The following is a 19,363-nucleotide window of genomic DNA, read 5'->3' as shown; positions in this document are numbered from 1 at the left end:
AACGGCCGAAGTGACTACCGTCCAACCGATTCACCGCGCGCGGATCACCGGTGGCTCGTGTGCCCGCACCGGGGGCAGGGAGCGCCGCTGAACGCACCCAAATCGCTCTAGAACTGGCCGAGGTAGAACCGGCTGCCCTGGTTGTCGGTGCACTCGGCCATCAATCCGTAGGGCTGTCGTGACGGCTGCTGCAGCACGGTGCCGCCGGCCTCGGCGACCCGAACCACTGCGGCGTCGATATCGGCGACCGTCCACATCGGCACGGCCGTGGCCCGCGCGGCACCGCCGGCCATCCCCGACATCGGTTGGCTGCCCTGCACACCCCAACCGTCGTCGACCCGGCCGGGTTCGAAGGACCAGAAGAGCACTCGGCTGTAGAACTCCTTGAACGCCGTCGAGTCGGGCACCTCGTAGGTGAGATACGAAAGTTCGCCTGGCCCTGCGCCGTTCAGGTCCGGCCTCGGTGTTCCCGGTGCGGGCAGGAACACTGCGAACGGTGTGCCGGCCGGGTCGGTGGCATCCAGCACAGTGCCGAAGTCGAATTCCTGGGTCTGGCCGGGGCGACCGCCGCCGGCCAGGATCGCCTGGTGGGCCCCGTCCAGATCGGTCACCGCGTAGCAGCAGAACAGGTTCCCGGCACCCGCGATGCTGAAGATGCCGATGGGCTGTCGGGTGTTGGTGACCTGGCCGGTGGCGGGGTCGTAGGTCCAGCCGAGCACGTGGCGGTAGAAGGCCGCGGCGCGCTCGGCGTCGGGGACCCAGACCGAGACGTATCCGACATCGCCGTGCTGGATGGGGACGGCTGCCCCGGTGGCCGGTCCGGACAGCATCCAGCGGTGGCCGGACGGGTCGATGATCGCCGCGTTGCGGGTTCCGTAGTTCTCGTACGGTTCTCTCTGCACCTGCGCACCCAGCGTGCGGGCCCGCTCCAGTGCGGCATCGGTGTCGGGGACGTCCAGCATGAGGCTCACCGAATTCGCATGTGGTGCAGGCGCTGTCAAGCCGATCTCGGGATACTCGTCAGCCAGGTAGAACACGCCGCCGGCGAGTGCGAGCTCGGCATGGCCGATGCGGCCGTCGTCCATCACGATGGGCTCGCCGACCTGTTGGGCGCCCAGCGCGTCGATGTACCAGGCGATCGCGGCTCGTGCATCGGGCACGGCCAGGTAGGCCACGACGGCGGATCGTGGGGGAGCTGGAACAGCCGTGGGTTGATTCAGTTCGGCGATGGCAGTTTCGGTTCCACTCATGTCAACTCCTTGGGTGCGGTCGGGAAGGGTGAGGGCCGATTCCAGCCGCGCGCGCAGCCGGGCTGCGAACGCCGGATCGGGGGAAACCGGTTGGTCGTCGCCGCTCAGCACGGTCAACGGATCGTGGCTGTTGATCACAACATCCCTCCCTCCGGTGTCGGGTACTGGGCTCTGAAGGCCCGGCGGGCCCTGACCAGCAGGGCCTCGGTGGCATGCACCGTGCGCCCGATCAGTTCGGCGCATTCACCTACCGAGCAGTCGTCGAGGTAGCGCAGGGCGAGCACGGTGCGGTGGTGTTCGGGCAGGCGGGCCAAAACCGCTTCGGCGACAATGCGATCCAGCTCGGCGTCCCAGTCATCGGCCGGGTCCACCGGTTCTGGAAGCTCGGCCACCGGCACGGTGAACCGGTCATGTCGCCGGCGGTAGTGGTCGGCAAGTTTGTGCCTGGCCACCCCGATCAACCAGGGCACCGTGATCGACGGCGGCGACGGTCTGCGGGCCGCGTCCATGGCGGCCAGGAACGTCTCCGACGTCAGGTCCTCGGCGGTTCCGCGGTCACCGCAGCGTCGTACGAAGTAGCCGTACACCGCCGGCAGGGCCTCGTCGTAGCACCTCAGCAGCGCCCGCGGAGCGTCTGTTTCGGCGCTCACACCCTTATCGTCGCCGCCGGGCACCGAACTCCGACGGGGTTGTGTGAAGAATTTTCGCCGGAAAATGGTTGGCGCTGGTCAGGCGAGGTGCGTCAGGGTGGTCGGTGTGGTGGACGTCGACGCATTCACGAGGGACGGGTTCGTCAAGGTCGAACAGGCCGCGCCGGCCGAAATCGCCGATGCGGCGAGGGATCTGCTGTGGACGCAGATAGGGCTCTCGCCTGATGATCCGGAGTCCTGGTGGGGTCCGGTGGTGTGGACCGCTGACCTGACCGGTACCGGCCCGTTCCGGCGACTGGTGGGCAACGCAGCGCTCACCGACGCCCTCGACGTGATCTGCGGCGAGGGAGGTTGGCTACCGCGCGGTGCCCTGGGCAACATCCCGGTCCGGTTTCCGGTGGATCCGCCAGCAGAGGACCGGGGCTGGCACGTGGACGCCAACACCCCGCTGCCGGGTGGCGAGTGGGCGGTCAGCGGTCGCCCACACACTGTCCTCGTGTTGACCCTGCTGTCAGAGGTCGGGCCCGCCGATGCACCGACGCGGATCCGGGTGGGTTCGCATCGTGACACAGCCCGGGTGCTGGGTCCCGATCCGATCGACTTCGTCGAAGCCGGTGCGCTGGTCGACGAGGCCAGCCGCACCCGCCCGGTGGCATATGCGACGGGCCGGCCCGGCGACATGTACGTGCTACATCCATTCACGGCGCATGCCGCCGATGTACATCGGGGCAGTGCACCGCGTTTCATGTCGCAGGCGCCGACAATGCTCACCGAGAGGCTGAGTCCGCAGGGGCCGGAGGCGCTGGCGGCGGCGTGGGACGGGCTACTGCGGGGCTAGGGCCTCCACGCCGGGGCGTGCCACTTCGAAGGCTTGGGCGATGGCGTCTGCCAGTGCGACCGACTCATCGGCAAGCCAGTGCTCATAGGCCGACAGCGCGACTCCGAGCATCAGCCATCCCACGGTCTGCGGCATCAGGTCCCCAGGTGTCGCGCCGATCCGCTGTGCCACGTAGGTGGCGATGACCTCGCGCCAGCCGGCATACATCGTCATCGAATATGCCTGCAGCCCTGCAGTTTCCAGGATGACGCGCATGCGCCGGCGGTGTTGGGCCATCTCCTGGGCGTCGTAGGTGTTGAACGACAGCAGCGCTTGGCGCAGTGCTTCGGCCAGCGGGATCTCGGTGCTCAGTGCGGCGAGCAGGTCACGCAGGTGTTGCAGGTGGGCGTCGAAGTCTCCCCAGGGGATGGCGTTCTTGGAGGCGTAGTAGCGGAACAGGGTGCGTCGCGCGATGCCGGCGGCTTTGGCCACGTCGTCGACACTGACCTCGTCGAAGCCGCGGGTGGCGAACAGCGCGAGCGCGACGTCGGTGATGTGGTCCTGCGTGGTGGACGGGCGCCGACCGACACGGGGCCCGGATGCCTGTCGCATGAAACCCGCCCTTCCATTTGTGCACTCGATGCCATATTCTTGCGACTCAGGTCACAATTGTCGAGACCCACAGTGACAGGAACAGTTGGAAGAAAGGTGCGATTCATGGATCAGAACCCGCAGGCGGAGACCGAAACCCAGCTCGTCGCCGAGACGCTCGTCGAAGAGGTCTCGATCGACGGTATGTGCGGGGTTTACTGACGGTGTCCACACAGGCTGCCGATACGGCCGGGCACACCGGCGTCCTATTCGACCCGAATGTCAGCTGGCGGTTGCACCACCAGGTGGCGGTGCGGCCGGAGCCGTTCGGTGCCCTGCTGTATCACTTCGGAACCCGCAAGCTGTCGTTTCTGAAGAACCGGACGGTCGTCGAGGTGGTCAACTCACTGGCTGATCACCCCGACGCCCGGTCCGCGTGTCGCGCGGTCGGCATCGCCGACTCCGACCAAGGCCCTTACCTGCACGCGCTGAGCGTGCTGGTGTCCTCGAAGATGCTCATCCCTGGGAATCCACAATGACTTCTGTTGCGCCCGTGCCGCGGCTCGTCGAGCAGTTCGAACACGGACTAGATGCTCCGATCTGCCTGACCTGGGAGCTCACCTACGCCTGCAACCTGGCGTGTGTGCACTGCCTGTCCTCTTCGGGTAAGCGCGATCCGCGCGAACTGTCCACACAGCAGTGCAAGGACATCATCGACGAGTTGGAACGCATGCAGGTGTTCTACGTGAACATCGGCGGCGGGGAACCCACTGTGCGCCCGGACTTCTGGGAACTGGTCGACTACGCGACCGAACACCATGTCGGCGTCAAGTTCTCCACCAACGGGGTGCGCATCACACCCGAGGTGGCCGCCAAGCTCGCCGCCAGCGACTACGTCGACGTGCAGATCTCCCTTGACGGCGCCAACGCCGAGGTCAACGACGCGGTCCGCGGCAAGGGCTCATTCGACATGGCCGTGCGCGCGCTGGAAAACCTTGCCGCCGCGGGCTTTTCCGATGCCAAGATCTCTGTCGTGGTGACCCGCCACAACGTCGACCAGCTCGACGAGTTCAAGGCGCTGGCCGACCGCTACGGCGCCACGCTGCGGATCACCCGGCTGCGCCCGTCGGGCCGGGGCGCCGATGTCTGGGACGAGCTGCACCCCACCCCGGACCAGCAGCGCCAGCTGTACAACTGGTTGGTCGCCCGCGGTGAGCGCGTGCTGACCGGTGACTCGTTCTTCCACCTGTCGGGGCTGGGTGAGCCCGGCGCTCTGGCCGGGCTGAACCTGTGCGGCGCCGGCCGGGTGGTGTGCCTGATCGATCCGGTGGGCGATGTCTACGCCTGCCCGTTCGCCATCCACGACAAGTTCCTGGCCGGAAACATTCTGGAAGACACCGGTTTTGGAACCGGTTTTCAGAATGTCTGGCAGAACTCCCCGCTCTTCCGTGAGCTTCGCGAGCCGCAGTCGGCCGGCGCCTGCAGTGGCTGCGGGCACTACGACGCCTGCCGCGGCGGCTGCATGGCAGCCAAGTTCTTCACCGGTCTGCCGATGGACGGGCCGGATCCCGAGTGCGTCGAAGGCTGGGGCGAACCGGCCCTGGCAGCGGAACGCATCAAACCCAAGCCCAGCGGTGATCACTCCCGCGGTACCAAGCAGGGCCCGGTGGCGCTGAAGTTGCTGAGCATGCCGCCCGCCCGAATCTGTAACGAAAGTCCGGTGTAAATCCATGGCTCGTGATACCTGGTTCGAGACCGTCGCCATCGCCCAGCAGCGGGCGAAGAAGCGGCTGCCCAAGTCCGCCTACTCGTCGCTGATCTCCGCCAGCGAAAAGGGCGTGACGGTCTCCGACAACGTGGAGTCGTTCGCCGAGCTCGGTTTCGCGCCGCACGTCGTCGGTGCCACCGAGAAGCGTGAGATGTCGACAACCGTGATGGGTCAAGACATTTCGATGCCGGTCATCATCTCGCCTACGGGCGTGCAGGCAGTCGACCCCGATGGCGAGGTGGCGGTGGCCCGGGCTGCGGCGGCGCGCGGTACGGCCATGGGGCTGTCCTCGTTTGCCAGCAAGCCGATGGAGGAAGTCACCGCCGTCAACGACAAGATCTTCTTCCAGATCTACTGGCTGGGGTCCCGCGACGAGATCGCCGAGCGGGTGCAGCGGGCCAAGGACGCGGGTGCCGTCGGCCTCATCGCCACGACCGACTGGAGCTTCAGCCACGGTCGCGACTGGGGTAGCCCGAAGATCCCGGAGCGAATGGATCTGCGCACGATGCTGCGGATGTCCCCGGAGGTGCTCACCAAGCCGCGCTGGCTGTGGAGCTTCGGTAAGCACCTGCGTCCACCTGACCTGCGGGTGCCCAACCAGGGCCGGGCCGGCGAGCCGGGGCCGACGTTCTTCGAGGCCTACGGGCAGTGGATGGGCACCCCGCCCCCGACCTGGGAGGACATCGCCTGGCTGCGTGAGCAGTGGGGCGGGCCGTTCCTGCTCAAGGGCATGGTGCGGGTCGATGACGCCAAACGTGCCGTGGACGCGGGTGTTTCGGCGATCACCGTGTCCAACCACGGCGGTAACAACCTGGACGGCACCCCGGCGGCGATCCGTTGCCTGCCTGCCATCGCCGACGCGGTGGGGGACCAGGTCGAGGTTTTGCTGGACGGCGGGATCCGCCGCGGCAGCGACGTCGTCAAGGCCGTGGCGCTCGGCGCCCGGGCGGTCATGATCGGACGTGCCTACCTGTGGGGCCTCGCCGCCAACGGCCAGGCGGGTGTCGAGAACGTGCTGGACATCCTCAGCGGTGGCATCGACTCCGCGCTGCGTGGGCTGGGCAAGTCCTCGATCCACGACCTGACGCCGGACGACATCCTGGTTCCCGAGGGCTTCACCCGAACCCTCGGCGTCCCGCGCGCCGACTCCTGACTGCTGCCCCGGCGCGTCGCGCTGCGGCGTGACAGGGGTGGCAGGAGAGACGTACGTGATGCTCATGGCCGGTGTCGGGAAAGCAAAGGCAAATCAATTGCTGCCTGTGCTCCAACAATTGGCGCACAGTAGGTGAATACGGCCTACGATCGGCACGTGGCGTTCCCCAGCGGGCTCGGGAACTCAACGTCGAGACAGCTACGCAGCGTGTCGCCAATGTTGATCATCCCCGTGGGCTCTACCGAGCAACATGGTCCGCACCTGCCCCTGGACACCGACACGCGGATCGCCTCCGCCGTCGCCCACGCGGTTCTCGAGCACGTCGACGGCGCGCCGGCCGGCGAATGGATGGTCGCGCCGCCCGTCCACTACGGCGCCAGCGGCGAGCACGAGGGGTTCCCCGGCACGGTGTCGATCGGCACCGCCGCACTACGGTCGTTGCTGGTGGAGTACGGGCGGTCGGCGTCGAGCTGGGCCTCGCGATTCGTCTTCGTCAATGGTCACGGGGGCAATGTGGAGGCGCTGGCCGCCGCGGTGGCCCTGTTGCGCCAGGAGGGCCGCGATGCCGGCTGGGTTCCGTGCATCGCCACGGGCGCCGACGCGCACGCGGGCCATACCGAAACATCTGTATTGCTACATATTTCGCCCGGCGATGTCTGGGTGGATGAGCTGACTCCCGGCAATACTGCCCCGCTGGCCGAGCTGATGCCGGCGATGCGCGGTGGGGGGATCGCAGCAGTCAGCGAAGTCGGGGTGCTCGGTGACCCGACAACCGCGACGGCCGTCGAGGGGGAGCGTATCTTTGCTGAGATGGTCAACGGCTGCGCCGGCCGGATGCGGCGCTGGCAGCCGGACCGGAACGGATTGCTGACATGACCGGACCGAGGCTGCCCGACGGTTTTGCCGTGCAGGTGGATCGCCGTGTCAAGGTGCTCGGGGCGGGCGCGGCCCTACTCGGCGGGTCGCCGACCCGGTTGCTGCAGCTGGCTCCGACCGCGCAGACCATGCTCAACGGCGGCCGTCTGGAAGTGCACGACGCGCAGAGCGCGCAACTTGCCCGGACTTTGCTCGACGCCACGGTCGCGCATCCGCGTCCGCCCTGCGGGCCGTCGCACCGTGACGTCACGGTCATTATTCCGGTGCGCGACAACGTATCCGGTCTGCATCGGCTGATCGCGGCGTTGCGGGGCCTGCGGGTGATCGTGGTCGACGACGGCTCTGCGGTTCCGGTCGCGCAATCAGAGTTCGCCGGGATGCACTGCGATGTGCAGGTGCTCCGGCACTTCCGTAGCAACGGTCCGGCGGCCGCCCGCAACACCGGCCTGGCCGCGACGGAGACCGATTTCGTGGCGTTCCTCGACTCCGATGTGGTGCCGCGGCGTGGGTGGCTCGAGGCATTGCTCGGACACTTCTGCGACCCTGCGGTGGCGCTGGTGGCGCCGCGCATCGTCGGGCTGCACACCGCCGACAACGTCGTCGCCCGGTACGAGGCGGTGCGTTCGTCGTTGGATCTCGGGGTGCGGGAGGCGCCGGTGGTGCCCTACGGCCCGGTGTCCTACGTACCGAGTGCGGCCATCATCTGCCGGCGCTCGGCGCTGGTCGCGGTGGGCGGGTTCGACGAGACCATGCACTCCGGCGAAGATGTTGACCTGTGCTGGCGCCTGGTCGAAACCGGGGCCCGCCTGCGGTACGAGCCGATCGCGCTGGTTGCTCATGACCACCGGACAGATCTGCGAGAGTGGTTCAACCGCAAGGCTTTCTACGGCACATCGGCGGCACCGTTGACCGTCCGGCATCCGGGTAAGACCGCCCCTGTGGTGATCTCCGGGTGGACGCTGATGGTGTGGCTGCTCCTGGCCATGGGGTCGTGTTTCGGGTATCTCGGCTCGGTGGTGATCGCGATCTTCACCGGCCGGCGCATCGCAAGGTCTCTCAGCACGGTCGATACCGAACCGACCGAGGTCGCGGCGGTGACCGCGCGCGGGCTGTGGTCGGCGGCTCTCCAGCTGTGTTCGGCGATCTGTCGGCACTACTGGCCGGTGGCCCTGGTCGCCGCCCTGATGTTCCGGCGGGCCAGGCACGCGGTGCTGGTGGCCGCGGTGCTCGACGGTGTGGTCGACTGGGCGACCCGGCGCGGCAATGCCGACGACGACACCAAACCCGTCGGCCTGCTGACCCACATCCTGCTCAAGCGTCTGGACGATCTCGCCTACGGGATCGGCTTGTGGACCGGTGTGGTGCGGGAACGTCAGCTGGGCGCGCTCAAACCGCAGCTGCGGAGCTAAAGCCAGTTGACAGATGTCCTGATCGTCGGCGCCGGAAGCGCCGGATCAATTCTGGCTGAACGGCTTTCCGTCGATCCCAGCCGCCGGGTCACGGTCGTGGAGGCCGGCCCGGCGCCCAGTGACCCGCGGGTGGCGGCGCAGATCACGGATGCCCTGCGGCTGCCGATCGGGGCGGCCAGTTCGGTGGTCCGTCACTATGCGTCGGTGTTGACCGACAATCCGCCCCGGTACACCGAGATCATCCGCGGATCGGTGGTGGGTGGCTCCGGGGCGGTCAACGGCGGCTACTTCTGCCGGGGGTTGCCCACCGACTTCGACCGGTGGGGCGTGCCCGGGTGGAGCTGGGATGATGTGCTGCCGCACTTCCGCACGATCGAGACCGACCTGGATTTCGACACCGTCCTGCACGGGGACGGCGGCCCGATAACCGTCCGTCGGGTACGTGAGTTCGACGGTTGCACAGCATCATTCGTGGATGCGGCGACGAGTGCCGGATTCGGCTGGATCGATGATCTCAACGGCTCGGACGCTGGGGCGGCACTGCCGCCCGGGGTGGGTGCCGTTCCGCTGAACATCAACGGAGGCAACAGGGTTGGGCCAGGTGGCGCCTACCTGCAACCCGCCCTGGACCGGCCGAATCTCCGGCTGGTCACCGACACCCGGGTCGGCCGCGTGCTGTTCCGCGCGAATCGGGCTGTCGGAGTGCGGTGCGACGACGGTTCTGTTCTCAGCGCTGATCGAATTATCCTGTGTTCCGGGGCAATTGGATCGGCACACCTATTGCTGCTGTCCGGTATCGGGCCGTCGGCCGAGCTTGAGGCACTCGGCATCGAGGTGGTCTCCGGCCTGCCGGTCGGCATGCACACCGTGGACCATCCGGAATGGGTGCTACCCGTCTCGTGGACGCCGACTCACGACCTGCCGCCGCTGGAGGCCGTGCTCACCACTGCCGATGGCATCGAGGTGCGCCCGTACACCGCCGGTTTCGCGGCCATGGTGCACGGGCCCGGGCACGACCCCGCCGAGCTTCCGCACCTCGGGGTGGCGCTGATGAGTCCGCACTCGCGGGGCCGGGTTCGGTTGGTGTCGGCCGACCCCAAGGTGGCGCCGGTGATCGAGCACCGCTATGACACCGTGGCCGAGGATGTGGAGGCACTGCGTCGAGGCGCCGAGCTGGCTCGCGAATTGGTCAGTCACACAGCTGAAGTCGGTGACGCGTCGTGGTCGACATCGCAGCATCTGGCCGGCACCGCGCCGATGGGGGCGGGAGCTGAGGCGGTACTCGATCCGACCTGTCGGGTGCTGGGGATCGAGGGTCTGTGGGTGGTGGACGGGTCGATCATGCCGGCCATCACCAGCCGCGGCCCGCACGCGACCATTGCCATGATCGGTCATCGGGCTGCGGAGTTTCTCGCGACCTGAGTCGCCGGACGACCCGGAGTTGCTCACCGTCGCGGCCCGGCGCCCAGATCCCGACGAACACCGCGGCCACCGCCAGCACCACCGCCATCACCTGCAGGGCGGAGTTCGTCGCGTCGAGGAATGCCTGCTTGGCGAGCTCGGTTACGGCCGTGCCCTGCGGACCCAGTTGCCCGGCCACGGCGAGTGCCTCGGCCAGTGAGCTGAGGATCGGCTCGCGTACCTCGGCGGGTAGTCCGGTCAGCTTGGGCCCCAGGTGATTCTGGTATTGGGCTGCCAGGATCGATCCGGCCACCGCGATGCCCAGGGCGGCACCGACTTCCCGGGTGGTGTCGTTGACCGCGGAGGCCACGCCCTGTTTCTCGTCGGGGACCGCACCCATGATGGCCGATGTGGTTGGCGCGGTGCACAATCCCATGCCAGTGCTCATGATGAACAATGGCCAGGCGTAGTCGAAATAGCTGGAATCCACTTCGAGCAGCAGCATGCACATCAGGCCCGCGGCGATCACCAGAAGCCCGATCGAGACGCACAGCCGCAAACCCAGCCGCGGCAGATAGAGGTGCGTGGTGGCGCCGAGCAGAAGCACGGGAATCATCAATGGACACAGGGCGATTGCCGTCTGAATCGGGCTGTACCCCATGACCAGCTGGATGTACTGCATGCTGACGAAGAAGTAGCCGAAGTTCGCGAAGAACAGGAACGTCACGCCCACTGCGCCGGTGGCGAAGTCGGGTTTTCTGAACAGCCGCACATCGAGCAGTGGGTGCGGGCGGTTGAGTTGCACAAAGGCGAACGCCACCGCGAGGCCGATTCCGCCGGTCATGCAACCCCACACCATCGGATGTGTCCAGCCCCGCACCGGCGCTTCCATCACCCCGAGCACGAAGATCGCCACTGCCGCGCCGATCAGCACCGCGCCGATCCAGTCCAGCGGTGCGGCGTCGTCATCCCGGGAGGAGGGCACGGTGCAGGTCAGGAGGAACAACCCGATGCCGGCGATCGCGAAGGTCGCGAAGATGGATTGCCAGGACCAGAAGTGCAGCAACCCGCCGGTGATCAGGAATCCGAAGACGGCTCCCGATCCGACGACGCCCGCCCAGATCCCAACGGCCTTGTTGCGCTCGGACTTTGGAAACGCGGCGGTCAGCAGCGACAGAGTGGCCGGCATGATGAAGGCAGCGCCGGCCCCGGCCACGGCACGGGAGGCGATCAATTGGACGGGGTCGTCGAACAGTATCGGTGCCGCCGAGGCGAGGATGAAGACCGCGAGGCCGGTCAGCAGGGCGCCGCGCCTGCCGTAGCGGTCGCCGATCGCACCCGCGGGCAACAGCAGGCAGGCCAGCACCAGGGTGTACCCGTCGATGACCCAGGTGAGTTGGGCCTGGGTGGCGGCGGTCTCGCGGGCGATGTCGGGAAGGGCGGCGTTCAGGGCCACCATCGATGCGATCACGATGGAGACGTCCATGCAGGCGACGGCGAGCAGCCAGTACCGCTGCCGGATCGACAGATATGCCAGGCCCGCATCTATATCCTGGCCAGAATCGACGAGGGTGTCAGACATGCCGGGCACCTCCTGCGTCGATGAAGTTTCGAGACTAACAGTCTTGGAGCGAGACGGTAAGTCTGTTTTTTTGGAGGTGTTGGCGGATGGCTGCCGAAAGCGCTGACCCGCGTCCGGCCCGGTCCCGGGCCCGGTTGCTCGAGGCGGCGACGACGCTGTTGCGGTCAGGTGGTCCGAGTGCGGTGACGGTCGATGCGGTCACCAGGGCTGCGAATGTGGCCAGGGCGACGTTGTACCGGCACTTCCCGAGCGGAAATGACTTGCTGGCCGCCGCATTTCGGGCTCTCATCCCGGCTGCGCCGATGCCGCCGGAGGACGGCCCGCTGCGTGACCGGCTGATCGCCCTGGTTCAGGCGCAGGCCGACTCGATCGCCGAGGCGCCGATCAGCATCACCGCGATGTCATGGTTGGCGCTCGGCGGCGACATGGAACAGCTGCCGTGGCGGACGGACGACAGCGCCGAGGTGCGGACCCTGCGTGAGCGGGTGGCCGAGCAGTACGCGCTGCCGTTCGAGGCGATCTTCGACAGCCCCGAGGCCGTCGCCGAGCTCGGCGAGGTCGATCGCACGCAGGCCGCCGCGCTGCTGCTGGGTCCGATCGTGTTGGGCAAGCTCAGCACCCTGTCGGAATTCGACTACACCACCTGCGTGCGGGCCGCGGTGGATGGCTTTCTCGCCACCCACCGGCGGTCCACCTCTGAGGCTCAGCGCAGCGAGTAACGAATCGGCAGGTGCTTGAGTCCGCCGACGAACGTGGTCGCGGAAAGCTCTGGTGTCCCGGCCAATTCGATGGAGTCGAGTCGGCTCAGCAGCTCGGTGAACAAGCTGTTCATCTCCATCCGCGCCAGTGCCGCGCCCAGACAGAAGTGCACGCCGTATCCGAATGCCAGGTGCTTGTTCGGGTCCCGCCCGACGTCGAAGCGGTGCGGGTCGTCGAAGACCTCCTCGTCGCGGTTGCCCGAAACGTACGCCAGGTAGACGGAGTCGCCCTTCGCGATCGGCACGCCGCGCACGGTGGTGTCGGCGGTGGCGGTCCGCATGAATTCCTTGACCGGGGTGGACCACCGGATCATCTCTTCGACCGCGGTACCCATCAGATCGGGTTGCGCTTTCAGCCTGGCCAACTGGTCGGGATTCTCGATGAGCGCATGGAGTCCGCCGGAGATCGCGTCCTTGGTGGTGTCGTGGCCGGCGCTGGCGACGATGACGTAGTACGACGCGGTGTCGACCTCGGACAGCGGTTCCCCGTCGATGGTGCCGTTGGCGATGGCCGACGCCAGGTCCTCGGTCGGGTTGGCGCGACGCGACGCGGTGAGCTTGGAGAAGTAGGTGAAGAAGTCCATCAATACGGCGAGTTGGTCTTCCAAGGACCCGCCCTCGCGCTTGTACTCGTCGTCGTCGCCGCCGAACATCTCCTGGGTCAGCATGTGCATGCGCGCGAAGTCGTCTTCGGGCAGCCCGAGCAGCGACATGATCACGTACAGCGGGAAGTCGACGGCGATGGCGGTGACGAAATCGCATTCGGGCCCGATATCCCGCATCTTGTCGACGTAACGCTTGGCGAGTTCGTCGACGCGAACCTTGAGATCACGCATTGCCTTGGGGCGGAACCAATCTGCACCGATGGACCGCACCTTGCGGTGATGGGGGTCGTCCATGTGGATCAGCGTGCGCAGGCCCATGCCGGCCTCGAGCTGTTGTCTGGCCAGGTCGTCGGCGGCGGCGGTGGCCAGCAGCGGCCGGGGCTCGCTGATGAAGAGCTCGTTGTCCCGCTCGATGGCCATGATGTCGGCGTGCTTGGTGATCGCCCAGAACGGTCGGTAGGGCTTGTTGTCCACCCAGGCCACCGGATTGTTGGCGCGCAGATGGGTCAGCGCGGTGTGCAGGCGTGCATCGTCGGCGTAAGCCGTCGGATCGGCGAGCACCTTCGCGGCGTCATCCATCGTCGGCGCGCTCATTCGGACTCCTCACTACCAGGGACTTGACGGGTGTCAATTACCACCATATGTGATCGGCGCCACGTAAGGGAGCCGATTTTGTCGATCGGCCCCGTACGCTCGCAGCCATGCGGACCGGGCGTCGCGTCGTCGCGTTGCTGGCAGTGCTGGCGATGCTGGTGGGAGGCTGTGCGCGGGGTGGCGGCCAGGCAGTGACGTCCGGTCATCCGGCCGTTGATCCGCCGCGGCACGTACAAGGGCTGGACCCGGCGCTCGTCCAGACCACAGCCGGAACCCTGCGCGGCACAGTGGCATCCGACCACCGCCTGTTCGCCGGGGTGCCGTATGCCGCTGCCCCGGTAGGGCCCATGCGGTTCTCCGCACCGGCGCCCGCGCCGGGATGGCCGGGGGAGCGCGACGCCACCCGGCCCGGCCCGCGGTGCATCCAGGACCCCGATTCAGATCCCGAACGCGGGGCCAACTCTGCCGAGGACTGCCTGAGTCTGAACGTCTGGACACCGCCGGTCTCGGATGGGTTGCGCCCCGTGATGGTGTGGATCCACGGCGGCGCGTTCGTGGGTGGCAGCGGCGATATCTACGACGCGGGGCGGCTGGCCGCGCGCGGGGACGTCGTGGTGGTGACGATCAACTACCGTCTCGGCACGCTGGGGTTCCTGGCTCACCCCGCGCTGGGGGCCGGCGGTGACATCGGCAACTACGGCCTGGCCGACCAGCAGGCGGCGCTGCGGTGGGTGCGGGACAACATCGCCGACTTCGGCGGCGATCCGGAAAAGGTCACCGTCGCCGGTGAATCCGCGGGTGGCATGTCGGTGTGCGACCACCTGGTGTCGCCCGGTTCAGCGGGATTGTTCCGAGCTGCGATCCTGATGAGTGCGCCGTGCCATGCGCAGGCCGACCTTGCCACGGCAAGCCGCCGCTCGCTCGATTACGCAGCCGCTGTCGGATGCCCCGATCCCGTGACGGCCGCGAACTGCCTGCGTACACTGCCGGTGGACGGTCTGCGAAAACCGGTGTGGTACTTCAATATCGGCAGTGACGAGCTGACCGGCCCGGTGACCGGGTCGGCATTGATTCCGCAGGCCCCGTTGGCGGAATTCGGAGCAGGCCGCGCCGATCCGGTGCCGGTGCTCATCGGCACCACCCGTGATGAGTTCACGCTCTTCGTGGCGTTGCGCTATCTCCGTCAAGGACAGCGCTACGCCGCGGGGGATTATCCACGGCTCTTGTCGGAGACCTTCGGCGCCGATGCTGCGGCGGTCGGCGCCCATTACCCGATCGATCGGTACGGCGGTGTGGCGCAGGCATATTCGGCTGCCGTCACCGACGGTGACTTTGCGTGTGTCTCGGAGCGGATGGCCGGTGAGCTGTCCCGCACCGGGCCGGTCTACGCCTACGAGTTCAACGATCGCTCCGCCCCGGCGCCGGAGGTCATGCGAACGCTGCCCTTCCCCGTCGGGGCCAGTCACTCGCTGGAGCTTCGCTATCTGTTCGACGTCGGCGGGGCGCCTCCGTTGGACCCGGCGCAGCAACGCCTTTCGGAGCAGATGATGGACTACTGGAGCGCCTTCGTGCGCACCGGTGATCCCGCAGTCGATGGTCAACCGGGCTGGCCTGGGTTCGATTCGGCGGGCGACGGTGCCCGAATGTCGTTGCAGGCCGACGGCAGTCGCGTCGACAATGGCTTCGCACATGAGCATCAATGCCCGCTCTGGGCCGGGCTGAGGGAGAAGTGAACTCGATGGCGACACCGGATCCGCACGCATTCGCCGAGGAATGGGTGAAGGCGTGGAACGCGCACGACGTGGAGGCGGTGTTGGCGCATTTCCACGACGACGTGATGTTCAGTTCGCCGGTCGCGGCGCGCATCTTCCCGGAGACCAAAGGTGTGGTTCGGGGTAAGGATGCGTTGCGGCACTACTGGACCACGGCGCTGGCCGGCATGCCGGATCTGCATTTCGAGGTGCTGGCGACATACCGCGGCGAGTCGGCCCTGGTGATCCACTACCGCAATCAGAACGGCGGGCTGGTCAACGAGGTGCTGCTGTTCGACGGCGCGCTGGTGCGCGAGGGTCACGGCACCTATCTCGACTAGCGCACACTCGATGGCTCAGGCCGGCGTGACCCAGGTGGTGATGTCGGCGTGCACCACTTCGACGCCGTGTCGGTCGGTGATGCTGACCGGCACCACGATGTCGGTGCCTTCGGTGATGGTGCTGAAATCCGGCGGGGTGAGCTCGGCCCTGGCCCGCAGCGACGTGGTGGCCTTGGCGAGGTACTGCACATTCATCGCCTTGGGAATCCAGCGGTGCGTCGTCGGCACGGTGGCCTCCATCAGGATGCCCATCGCCATCTCGGCGGCATTGCACGACGCGATCGCGTGCACGGTGTGCAGGTGGTTGTAGACGTAGAACCACTTCGGCACCGTCACCTCGGCCAGGCCGGGCTCCATGCGGACGACGTGGGGGAGGATCGACGCGAAATAGGGCACCCGGGCCATGGCCGCTGCGGAGAACGCCCAGCTGCCGCCGGGCAGCGGTGACAACTTCTTCCATGCTCTATAGGTAGCGCTGGGTGTCCTCACGGGCGACTGCGTCATGCGCCATACCTTACTCAAAAGTAAGTTCGACGGGCGCCGCGGTCGTAACCTGGTGGCGCTCCGCGGCGGTTTTCTCCGCCCTCACGTTACGAACGTGACCCGTGCGCGAAAATCGCCTGGAAACCCGGAACTTGGACGCTGTTTTTCCTGGCCGCGCCGACGGCCTCCGACCTGCTCGATCGTGGATTTGGAGCACGCCCGGATCTAAGGCATACTGTTCGGGTTGCCTTGAGCCGGGTATTCCTGGCCGGGCATCCGACCCGCGCCCCCACGGGCGCATCCGGTCCCAACACTAGATCGCGACTGATTTCCAGGGCGAGAAAGTGTGCGAGAAGGCGACACGCCCGACCGCGGGGGCCGGTGGACCACAGACAGGTAAACAGCGGCGGCAATACTCGGCGCACCCGCGCCGGGGACCAGGCCCGACGGGTTTCGGTGGGTTTTCCCATCGAGGCTTCGATACGGCCGGCCGATGTACGAAGTAGAGGTAGGAGAAGCGTGGCGGGACAGAAGATCCGCATCAGGCTCAAGGCCTACGACCATGAGGCCATTGATGCCTCGGCGCGCAAGATCGTCGAGACGGTCACCCGTACCGGTGCCAGTGTCGTGGGCCCCGTGCCGTTGCCGACCGAGAAGAACATTTACTGCGTCATCCGGTCGCCGCATAAGTACAAGGACTCGCGGGAGCATTTCGAAATGCGCACCCACAAGCGCCTGATCGACATCCTCGACCCGACGCCGAAGACGGTTGACGCTCTCATGCGCATCGACCTGCCGGCCAGTGTCGACGTCAATATCCAGTAGGAGACCCGAGAAAAATGGCTAGAAAAGGCATTTTGGGCACCAAGCTGGGCATGACGCAGGTGTTCGATGAGAACAACAAAGTCGTCCCGGTGACGGTCGTCAAGGCCGGCCCCAACGTGGTGACCCTTATCCGTACCCCCGAGCGCGACGGCTACAGCGCCGTGCAGCTCGCCTATGGCGAGATCAGCCCGCGCAAGGTCAACAAGCCCGTCACCGGTCAGTACGCCGCCGCGGGTGTCAACCCGCGCCGCCACCTGGCTGAGCTTCGGGTCGACGAGGCTGCTGCCGCCGAGTACGAGGTGGGCCAGGAGCTGACCGCCGAGATCTTCGCCGACGGTGCTTTCGTCGACGTGACCGGCACCAGCAAGGGCAAGGGCTTCGCCGGCACCATGAAGCGTCACGGCTTCGCCGGCCAGGGCGCCTCGCACGGCGCCCAGGCAGTGCACCGTCGCCCCGGCTCCATCGGTGGCTGTGCCACCCCGGGCCGCGTGTTCAAGGGCACCCGGATGTCGGGCCGCATGGGCCACGACCGGGTGACCACGCAGAACCTCAAGGTTCACAAGGTCGATGCCGAGAACGGCGTGCTGTTGATCAAGGGCGCGATCCCCGGACGCAACGGTGGTCTGGTGGTTGTCCGCAGCGCAATCAAGCGAGGCGAGAAGTAATGACTCTCAAAATTGATGTTAAGACGCCGGCAGGCAAGACGGACGGTTCTGTCGAGCTGCCCGCCGCGCTGTTCGACGTCGAGCCCAACATCGCTCTGATGCACCAGGTGGTCAACGCTCAGTTGGCGGCCAAGCGTCAGGGCACGCATGCGACGAAGACCCGCGCCCAGGTCTCCGGTGGCGGTAAGAAGCCGTACCGGCAGAAGGGCACCGGTCGGGCGCGTCAGGGCTCCACCCGCGCACCGCAGTTCACCGGTGGTGGCGTTGTGCACGGCCCGCAGCCGCGCGACTACAGCCAGCGGACCCCGAAGAAGATGATCGCCGCCGCACTGCGCGGTGCGCTCTCGGACCGGGCCCGCAACGAGCGGATCCACGCGATCACCGAGCTGGTTGAGGGTCAGAACCCGTCGACCAAGAGCGCCAAGGCGTTCCTGGGCGCGATCACCGACCGCCGCAAGGTGCTCGTCATCATCGGTCGCACCGATGAGGTCGGCGCCCGCAGCGTTCGGAACCTGCCTGGTGTGCACGTGATCTCGCCGGATCAGCTCAACACCTACGACGTGCTCAATGCCGACGACCTGGTGTTCAGCGTCGAGGCGCTGAACGCGTACATCTCTGCGAGCACCAAGGACCAAAAAGAAGGAGCGTCGGTCTGATGGCAACGATTACAGACCCCCGCGACATCATCCTGGCCCCGGTCATCTCGGAGAAGTCGTACGGGCTGATCGAGGACAACGTGTACACGTTCGTCGTGCACCCGGATTCGAACAAGACGCAGATCAAGATCGCTATCGAGAAGATCTTCGACGTCAAGGTCAGTTCGGTGAACACCGCCAACCGGCAGGGTAAGCGCAAGCGCACCCGTTCGGGCTTCGGTAAGCGCAAGGACACCAAGCGTGCCATCGTCACCCTGGCCGCCGGCAGCAAGCCGATCGAACTGTTCGGAGCCCCGGCGTAAGCCGGGAACTAAGAGGATTTAACTGATATGGGAATTCGCAAGTACAAGCCGACGACCCCGGGTCGTCGCGGTGCCAGCGTCTCCGATTTCGCCGAGATCACTCGTTCGACTCCGGAGAAATCGCTGATTCGCCCGCTGCACGGCAAGGGTGGTCGTAACGCCCACGGCCGCATCACCACCCGGCACAAGGGTGGCGGCCACAAGCGTGCCTACCGCGTCATCGACTTCCGTCGCCATGACAAGGACGGCGTCAACGCCAAGGTCGCGCACATCGAGTACGACCCCAACCGCACCGCGAACATCGCGCTGCTGCACTTCCTGGACGGCGAGAAGCGCTACATCATCGCGCCCCAGGGTCTGAAGCAGGGCGACGTGATCGAGCAGGGGCCGAACGCCGACATCAAGCCGGGCAACAACCTGCCGCTGCGCAACATCCCCGCCGGTACCGTGATCCACGCTGTGGAGCTGCGGCCCGGTGGCGGTGCGAAGATGGGCCGCTCTGCCGGTGTCAGCATCCAGTTGCTGGGTAAGGAAGGCACCTACGCCTCGCTGCGTATGCCGTCCGGTGAAATCCGCCGCGTCGATGTGCGCTGCCGCGCCACCGTCGGCGAGGTCGGCAACAAGGAGCAGGCCAACATCAACTGGGGTAAGGCCGGCCGTATGCGGTGGAAGGGCAAGCGCCCGACCGTCCGTGGTGTCGTGATGAACCCGGTCGACCACCCGCATGGTGGTGGTGAGGGTAAGACCTCTGGTGGCCGCCATCCGGTCAGCCCGTGGGGTAAGCCTGAGGGCCGCACCCGCAAGCCCAACAAGCCCAGCGACAAGCTCATCGTCCGTCGCCGGCGCACCGGCAAGAACAAGCGCTAGGCAGCGGAAGGAGTAGCAG

22 protein-coding genes are annotated in these 19,363 nt (G+C 66.9%); 16 read left to right on the top strand and 6 right to left on the bottom strand.

Features of this window, described 5'->3' with window-relative positions; all coding sequences use genetic code 11:
- Window positions 1–107 precede the first annotated feature (107 nt).
- Window positions 108–1,388 (bottom strand): VOC family protein, encoded by a 1,281-nt coding sequence (locus tag AB0I14_RS12865; RefSeq protein ID WP_358021167.1) that lies wholly within the window; start codon window positions 1,386–1,388, stop codon window positions 108–110.
- Window positions 1,385–1,900, bottom strand: a complete 516-nt coding sequence (locus AB0I14_RS12860) for a sigma-70 family RNA polymerase sigma factor (protein WP_358021164.1) — start codon at window positions 1,898–1,900, stop codon at window positions 1,385–1,387. Before AB0I14_RS12860 ends, AB0I14_RS12865 begins: the two co-directional genes overlap by 4 nt.
- Window positions 1,901–2,006: 106 nt before the next feature.
- On the opposite strand from AB0I14_RS12860, the gene AB0I14_RS12855 reads away from it, so the two are divergent.
- A complete protein-coding gene (locus AB0I14_RS12855) occupies window positions 2,007–2,738 on the top strand; it encodes a mitomycin antibiotics/polyketide fumonisin biosynthesis protein (protein WP_358021310.1) in 732 nt (243 codons plus the stop codon).
- On the opposite strand, the gene mftR is transcribed toward AB0I14_RS12855, so the two are convergent.
- Window positions 2,724–3,329, bottom strand: coding sequence for a mycofactocin system transcriptional regulator (gene mftR, locus AB0I14_RS12850; RefSeq protein WP_358021161.1), 606 nt, complete (start codon window positions 3,327–3,329; stop codon window positions 2,724–2,726). The two genes, AB0I14_RS12855 and mftR, sit on opposite strands and share 15 nt — an antisense overlap.
- A gap of 105 nt (window positions 3,330–3,434) precedes the next feature.
- Here mftR and mftA point away from each other — a divergent pair, with 105 nt between their 5' ends.
- From mftA to mftG, 7 genes are all read left to right on the top strand, one after another.
- Window positions 3,435–3,530, top strand: a complete 96-nt coding sequence (gene mftA / locus AB0I14_RS12845) for a mycofactocin precursor MftA (RefSeq protein ID WP_358021158.1) — start codon at window positions 3,435–3,437, stop codon at window positions 3,528–3,530.
- Window positions 3,531–3,532: 2 nt separating this feature from the next.
- On the top strand, window positions 3,533–3,847 hold the full coding sequence (gene mftB, locus AB0I14_RS12840) for a mycofactocin biosynthesis chaperone MftB (RefSeq protein WP_358021155.1): 315 nt from the start codon (window positions 3,533–3,535) through the stop codon (window positions 3,845–3,847).
- Window positions 3,844–5,034 (top strand): mycofactocin radical SAM maturase, encoded by a 1,191-nt coding sequence (gene mftC / locus AB0I14_RS12835; RefSeq protein WP_358021152.1) that lies wholly within the window; start codon window positions 3,844–3,846, stop codon window positions 5,032–5,034. Before mftB ends, mftC begins: the two co-directional genes overlap by 4 nt.
- A 4-nt stretch (window positions 5,035–5,038) precedes the next feature.
- Window positions 5,039–6,229 carry a pre-mycofactocin synthase MftD gene (mftD, locus tag AB0I14_RS12830; RefSeq protein ID WP_358021149.1) on the top strand — a complete coding sequence of 397 codons (1,191 nt, stop codon included), beginning with the start codon at window positions 5,039–5,041 and terminating at the stop codon, window positions 6,227–6,229.
- Window positions 6,230–6,361: 132 nt separating this feature from the next.
- Window positions 6,362–7,105, top strand: a complete 744-nt coding sequence (gene mftE / locus AB0I14_RS12825; RefSeq protein ID WP_358021146.1) for a mycofactocin biosynthesis peptidyl-dipeptidase MftE — start codon at window positions 6,362–6,364, stop codon at window positions 7,103–7,105.
- The gene (mftF, locus tag AB0I14_RS12820) at window positions 7,102–8,514 is read left to right on the top strand and encodes a mycofactocin biosynthesis glycosyltransferase MftF (protein ID WP_358021143.1); all 1,413 of its coding nucleotides are present in this window, start codon (window positions 7,102–7,104) and stop codon (window positions 8,512–8,514) included. Before mftE ends, mftF begins: the two co-directional genes overlap by 4 nt.
- 6 nt (window positions 8,515–8,520) lie before the next feature.
- Complete coding sequence (gene mftG / locus AB0I14_RS12815) at window positions 8,521–9,936, top strand: mycofactocin system GMC family oxidoreductase MftG (protein WP_358021140.1); 1,416 nt, start codon at window positions 8,521–8,523, stop codon at window positions 9,934–9,936.
- Here mftG and AB0I14_RS12810 read toward each other — a convergent pair.
- The gene (locus AB0I14_RS12810) at window positions 9,866–11,497 is read right to left on the bottom strand and encodes an MFS transporter (protein WP_358021137.1); all 1,632 of its coding nucleotides are present in this window, start codon (window positions 11,495–11,497) and stop codon (window positions 9,866–9,868) included. The genes mftG and AB0I14_RS12810 overlap by 71 nt on opposite strands.
- An 86-nt stretch (window positions 11,498–11,583) precedes the next feature.
- Between AB0I14_RS12810 and AB0I14_RS12805 the strand changes: the two genes are divergently transcribed.
- Complete coding sequence (locus AB0I14_RS12805; protein ID WP_358021134.1) at window positions 11,584–12,216, top strand: helix-turn-helix domain-containing protein; 633 nt, start codon at window positions 11,584–11,586, stop codon at window positions 12,214–12,216.
- Here the strand turns inward: AB0I14_RS12805 and AB0I14_RS12800 are convergent.
- Window positions 12,201–13,454, bottom strand: a complete 1,254-nt coding sequence (locus AB0I14_RS12800) for a cytochrome P450 (protein ID WP_358021131.1) — start codon at window positions 13,452–13,454, stop codon at window positions 12,201–12,203. The genes AB0I14_RS12805 and AB0I14_RS12800 overlap by 16 nt on opposite strands.
- A 107-nt stretch (window positions 13,455–13,561) precedes the next feature.
- Here AB0I14_RS12800 and AB0I14_RS12795 point away from each other — a divergent pair, with 107 nt between their 5' ends.
- Both AB0I14_RS12795 and AB0I14_RS12790 read left to right on the top strand, forming a co-directional pair.
- Complete coding sequence (locus AB0I14_RS12795; protein ID WP_358021128.1) at window positions 13,562–15,187, top strand: carboxylesterase family protein; 1,626 nt, start codon at window positions 13,562–13,564, stop codon at window positions 15,185–15,187.
- A gap of 5 nt (window positions 15,188–15,192) precedes the next feature.
- A complete protein-coding gene (locus tag AB0I14_RS12790; RefSeq protein WP_358021125.1) occupies window positions 15,193–15,546 on the top strand; it encodes a nuclear transport factor 2 family protein in 354 nt (117 codons plus the stop codon).
- A gap of 15 nt (window positions 15,547–15,561) precedes the next feature.
- Here AB0I14_RS12790 and AB0I14_RS12785 read toward each other — a convergent pair whose 3' ends face one another.
- Window positions 15,562–16,050, bottom strand: a complete 489-nt coding sequence (locus tag AB0I14_RS12785; RefSeq protein ID WP_358021122.1) for a hotdog fold domain-containing protein — start codon at window positions 16,048–16,050, stop codon at window positions 15,562–15,564.
- 498 nt (window positions 16,051–16,548) lie between these two features.
- On the opposite strand from AB0I14_RS12785, the gene rpsJ reads away from it, so the two are divergent.
- The 5 genes from rpsJ to rplB are packed head-to-tail and all read left to right on the top strand — an operon-like array spanning window position 16,549 to window position 19,344.
- Complete coding sequence (gene rpsJ / locus AB0I14_RS12780; protein ID WP_003925843.1) at window positions 16,549–16,854, top strand: 30S ribosomal protein S10; 306 nt, start codon at window positions 16,549–16,551, stop codon at window positions 16,852–16,854.
- A 14-nt stretch (window positions 16,855–16,868) separates the two neighbouring features.
- Window positions 16,869–17,519, top strand: a complete 651-nt coding sequence (rplC, locus tag AB0I14_RS12775; RefSeq protein ID WP_166902623.1) for a 50S ribosomal protein L3 — start codon at window positions 16,869–16,871, stop codon at window positions 17,517–17,519.
- A complete protein-coding gene (rplD, locus tag AB0I14_RS12770) occupies window positions 17,519–18,175 on the top strand; it encodes a 50S ribosomal protein L4 (protein WP_358021116.1) in 657 nt (218 codons plus the stop codon). The genes rplC and rplD overlap by 1 nt, the downstream gene beginning before the upstream one ends.
- Entirely contained in the window at window positions 18,175–18,477 is a 303-nt protein-coding gene (gene rplW / locus AB0I14_RS12765) for a 50S ribosomal protein L23 (RefSeq protein ID WP_044516131.1), read from the top strand. The genes rplD and rplW overlap by 1 nt, the downstream gene beginning before the upstream one ends.
- A 27-nt stretch (window positions 18,478–18,504) precedes the next feature.
- The gene (rplB, locus tag AB0I14_RS12760; RefSeq protein WP_358021112.1) at window positions 18,505–19,344 is read left to right on the top strand and encodes a 50S ribosomal protein L2; all 840 of its coding nucleotides are present in this window, start codon (window positions 18,505–18,507) and stop codon (window positions 19,342–19,344) included.
- Window positions 19,345–19,363 lie beyond the last annotated feature (19 nt).

This window comes from Mycobacterium sp. NPDC050441 (assembly GCF_040655355.1).
Classification (GTDB): Bacteria; Actinomycetota; Actinomycetes; order Mycobacteriales; family Mycobacteriaceae; genus Mycobacterium.
The sequence above is the reverse complement of the archived record's forward strand: the minus strand, read 5'-3'. Positions and strand labels throughout refer to the sequence as shown.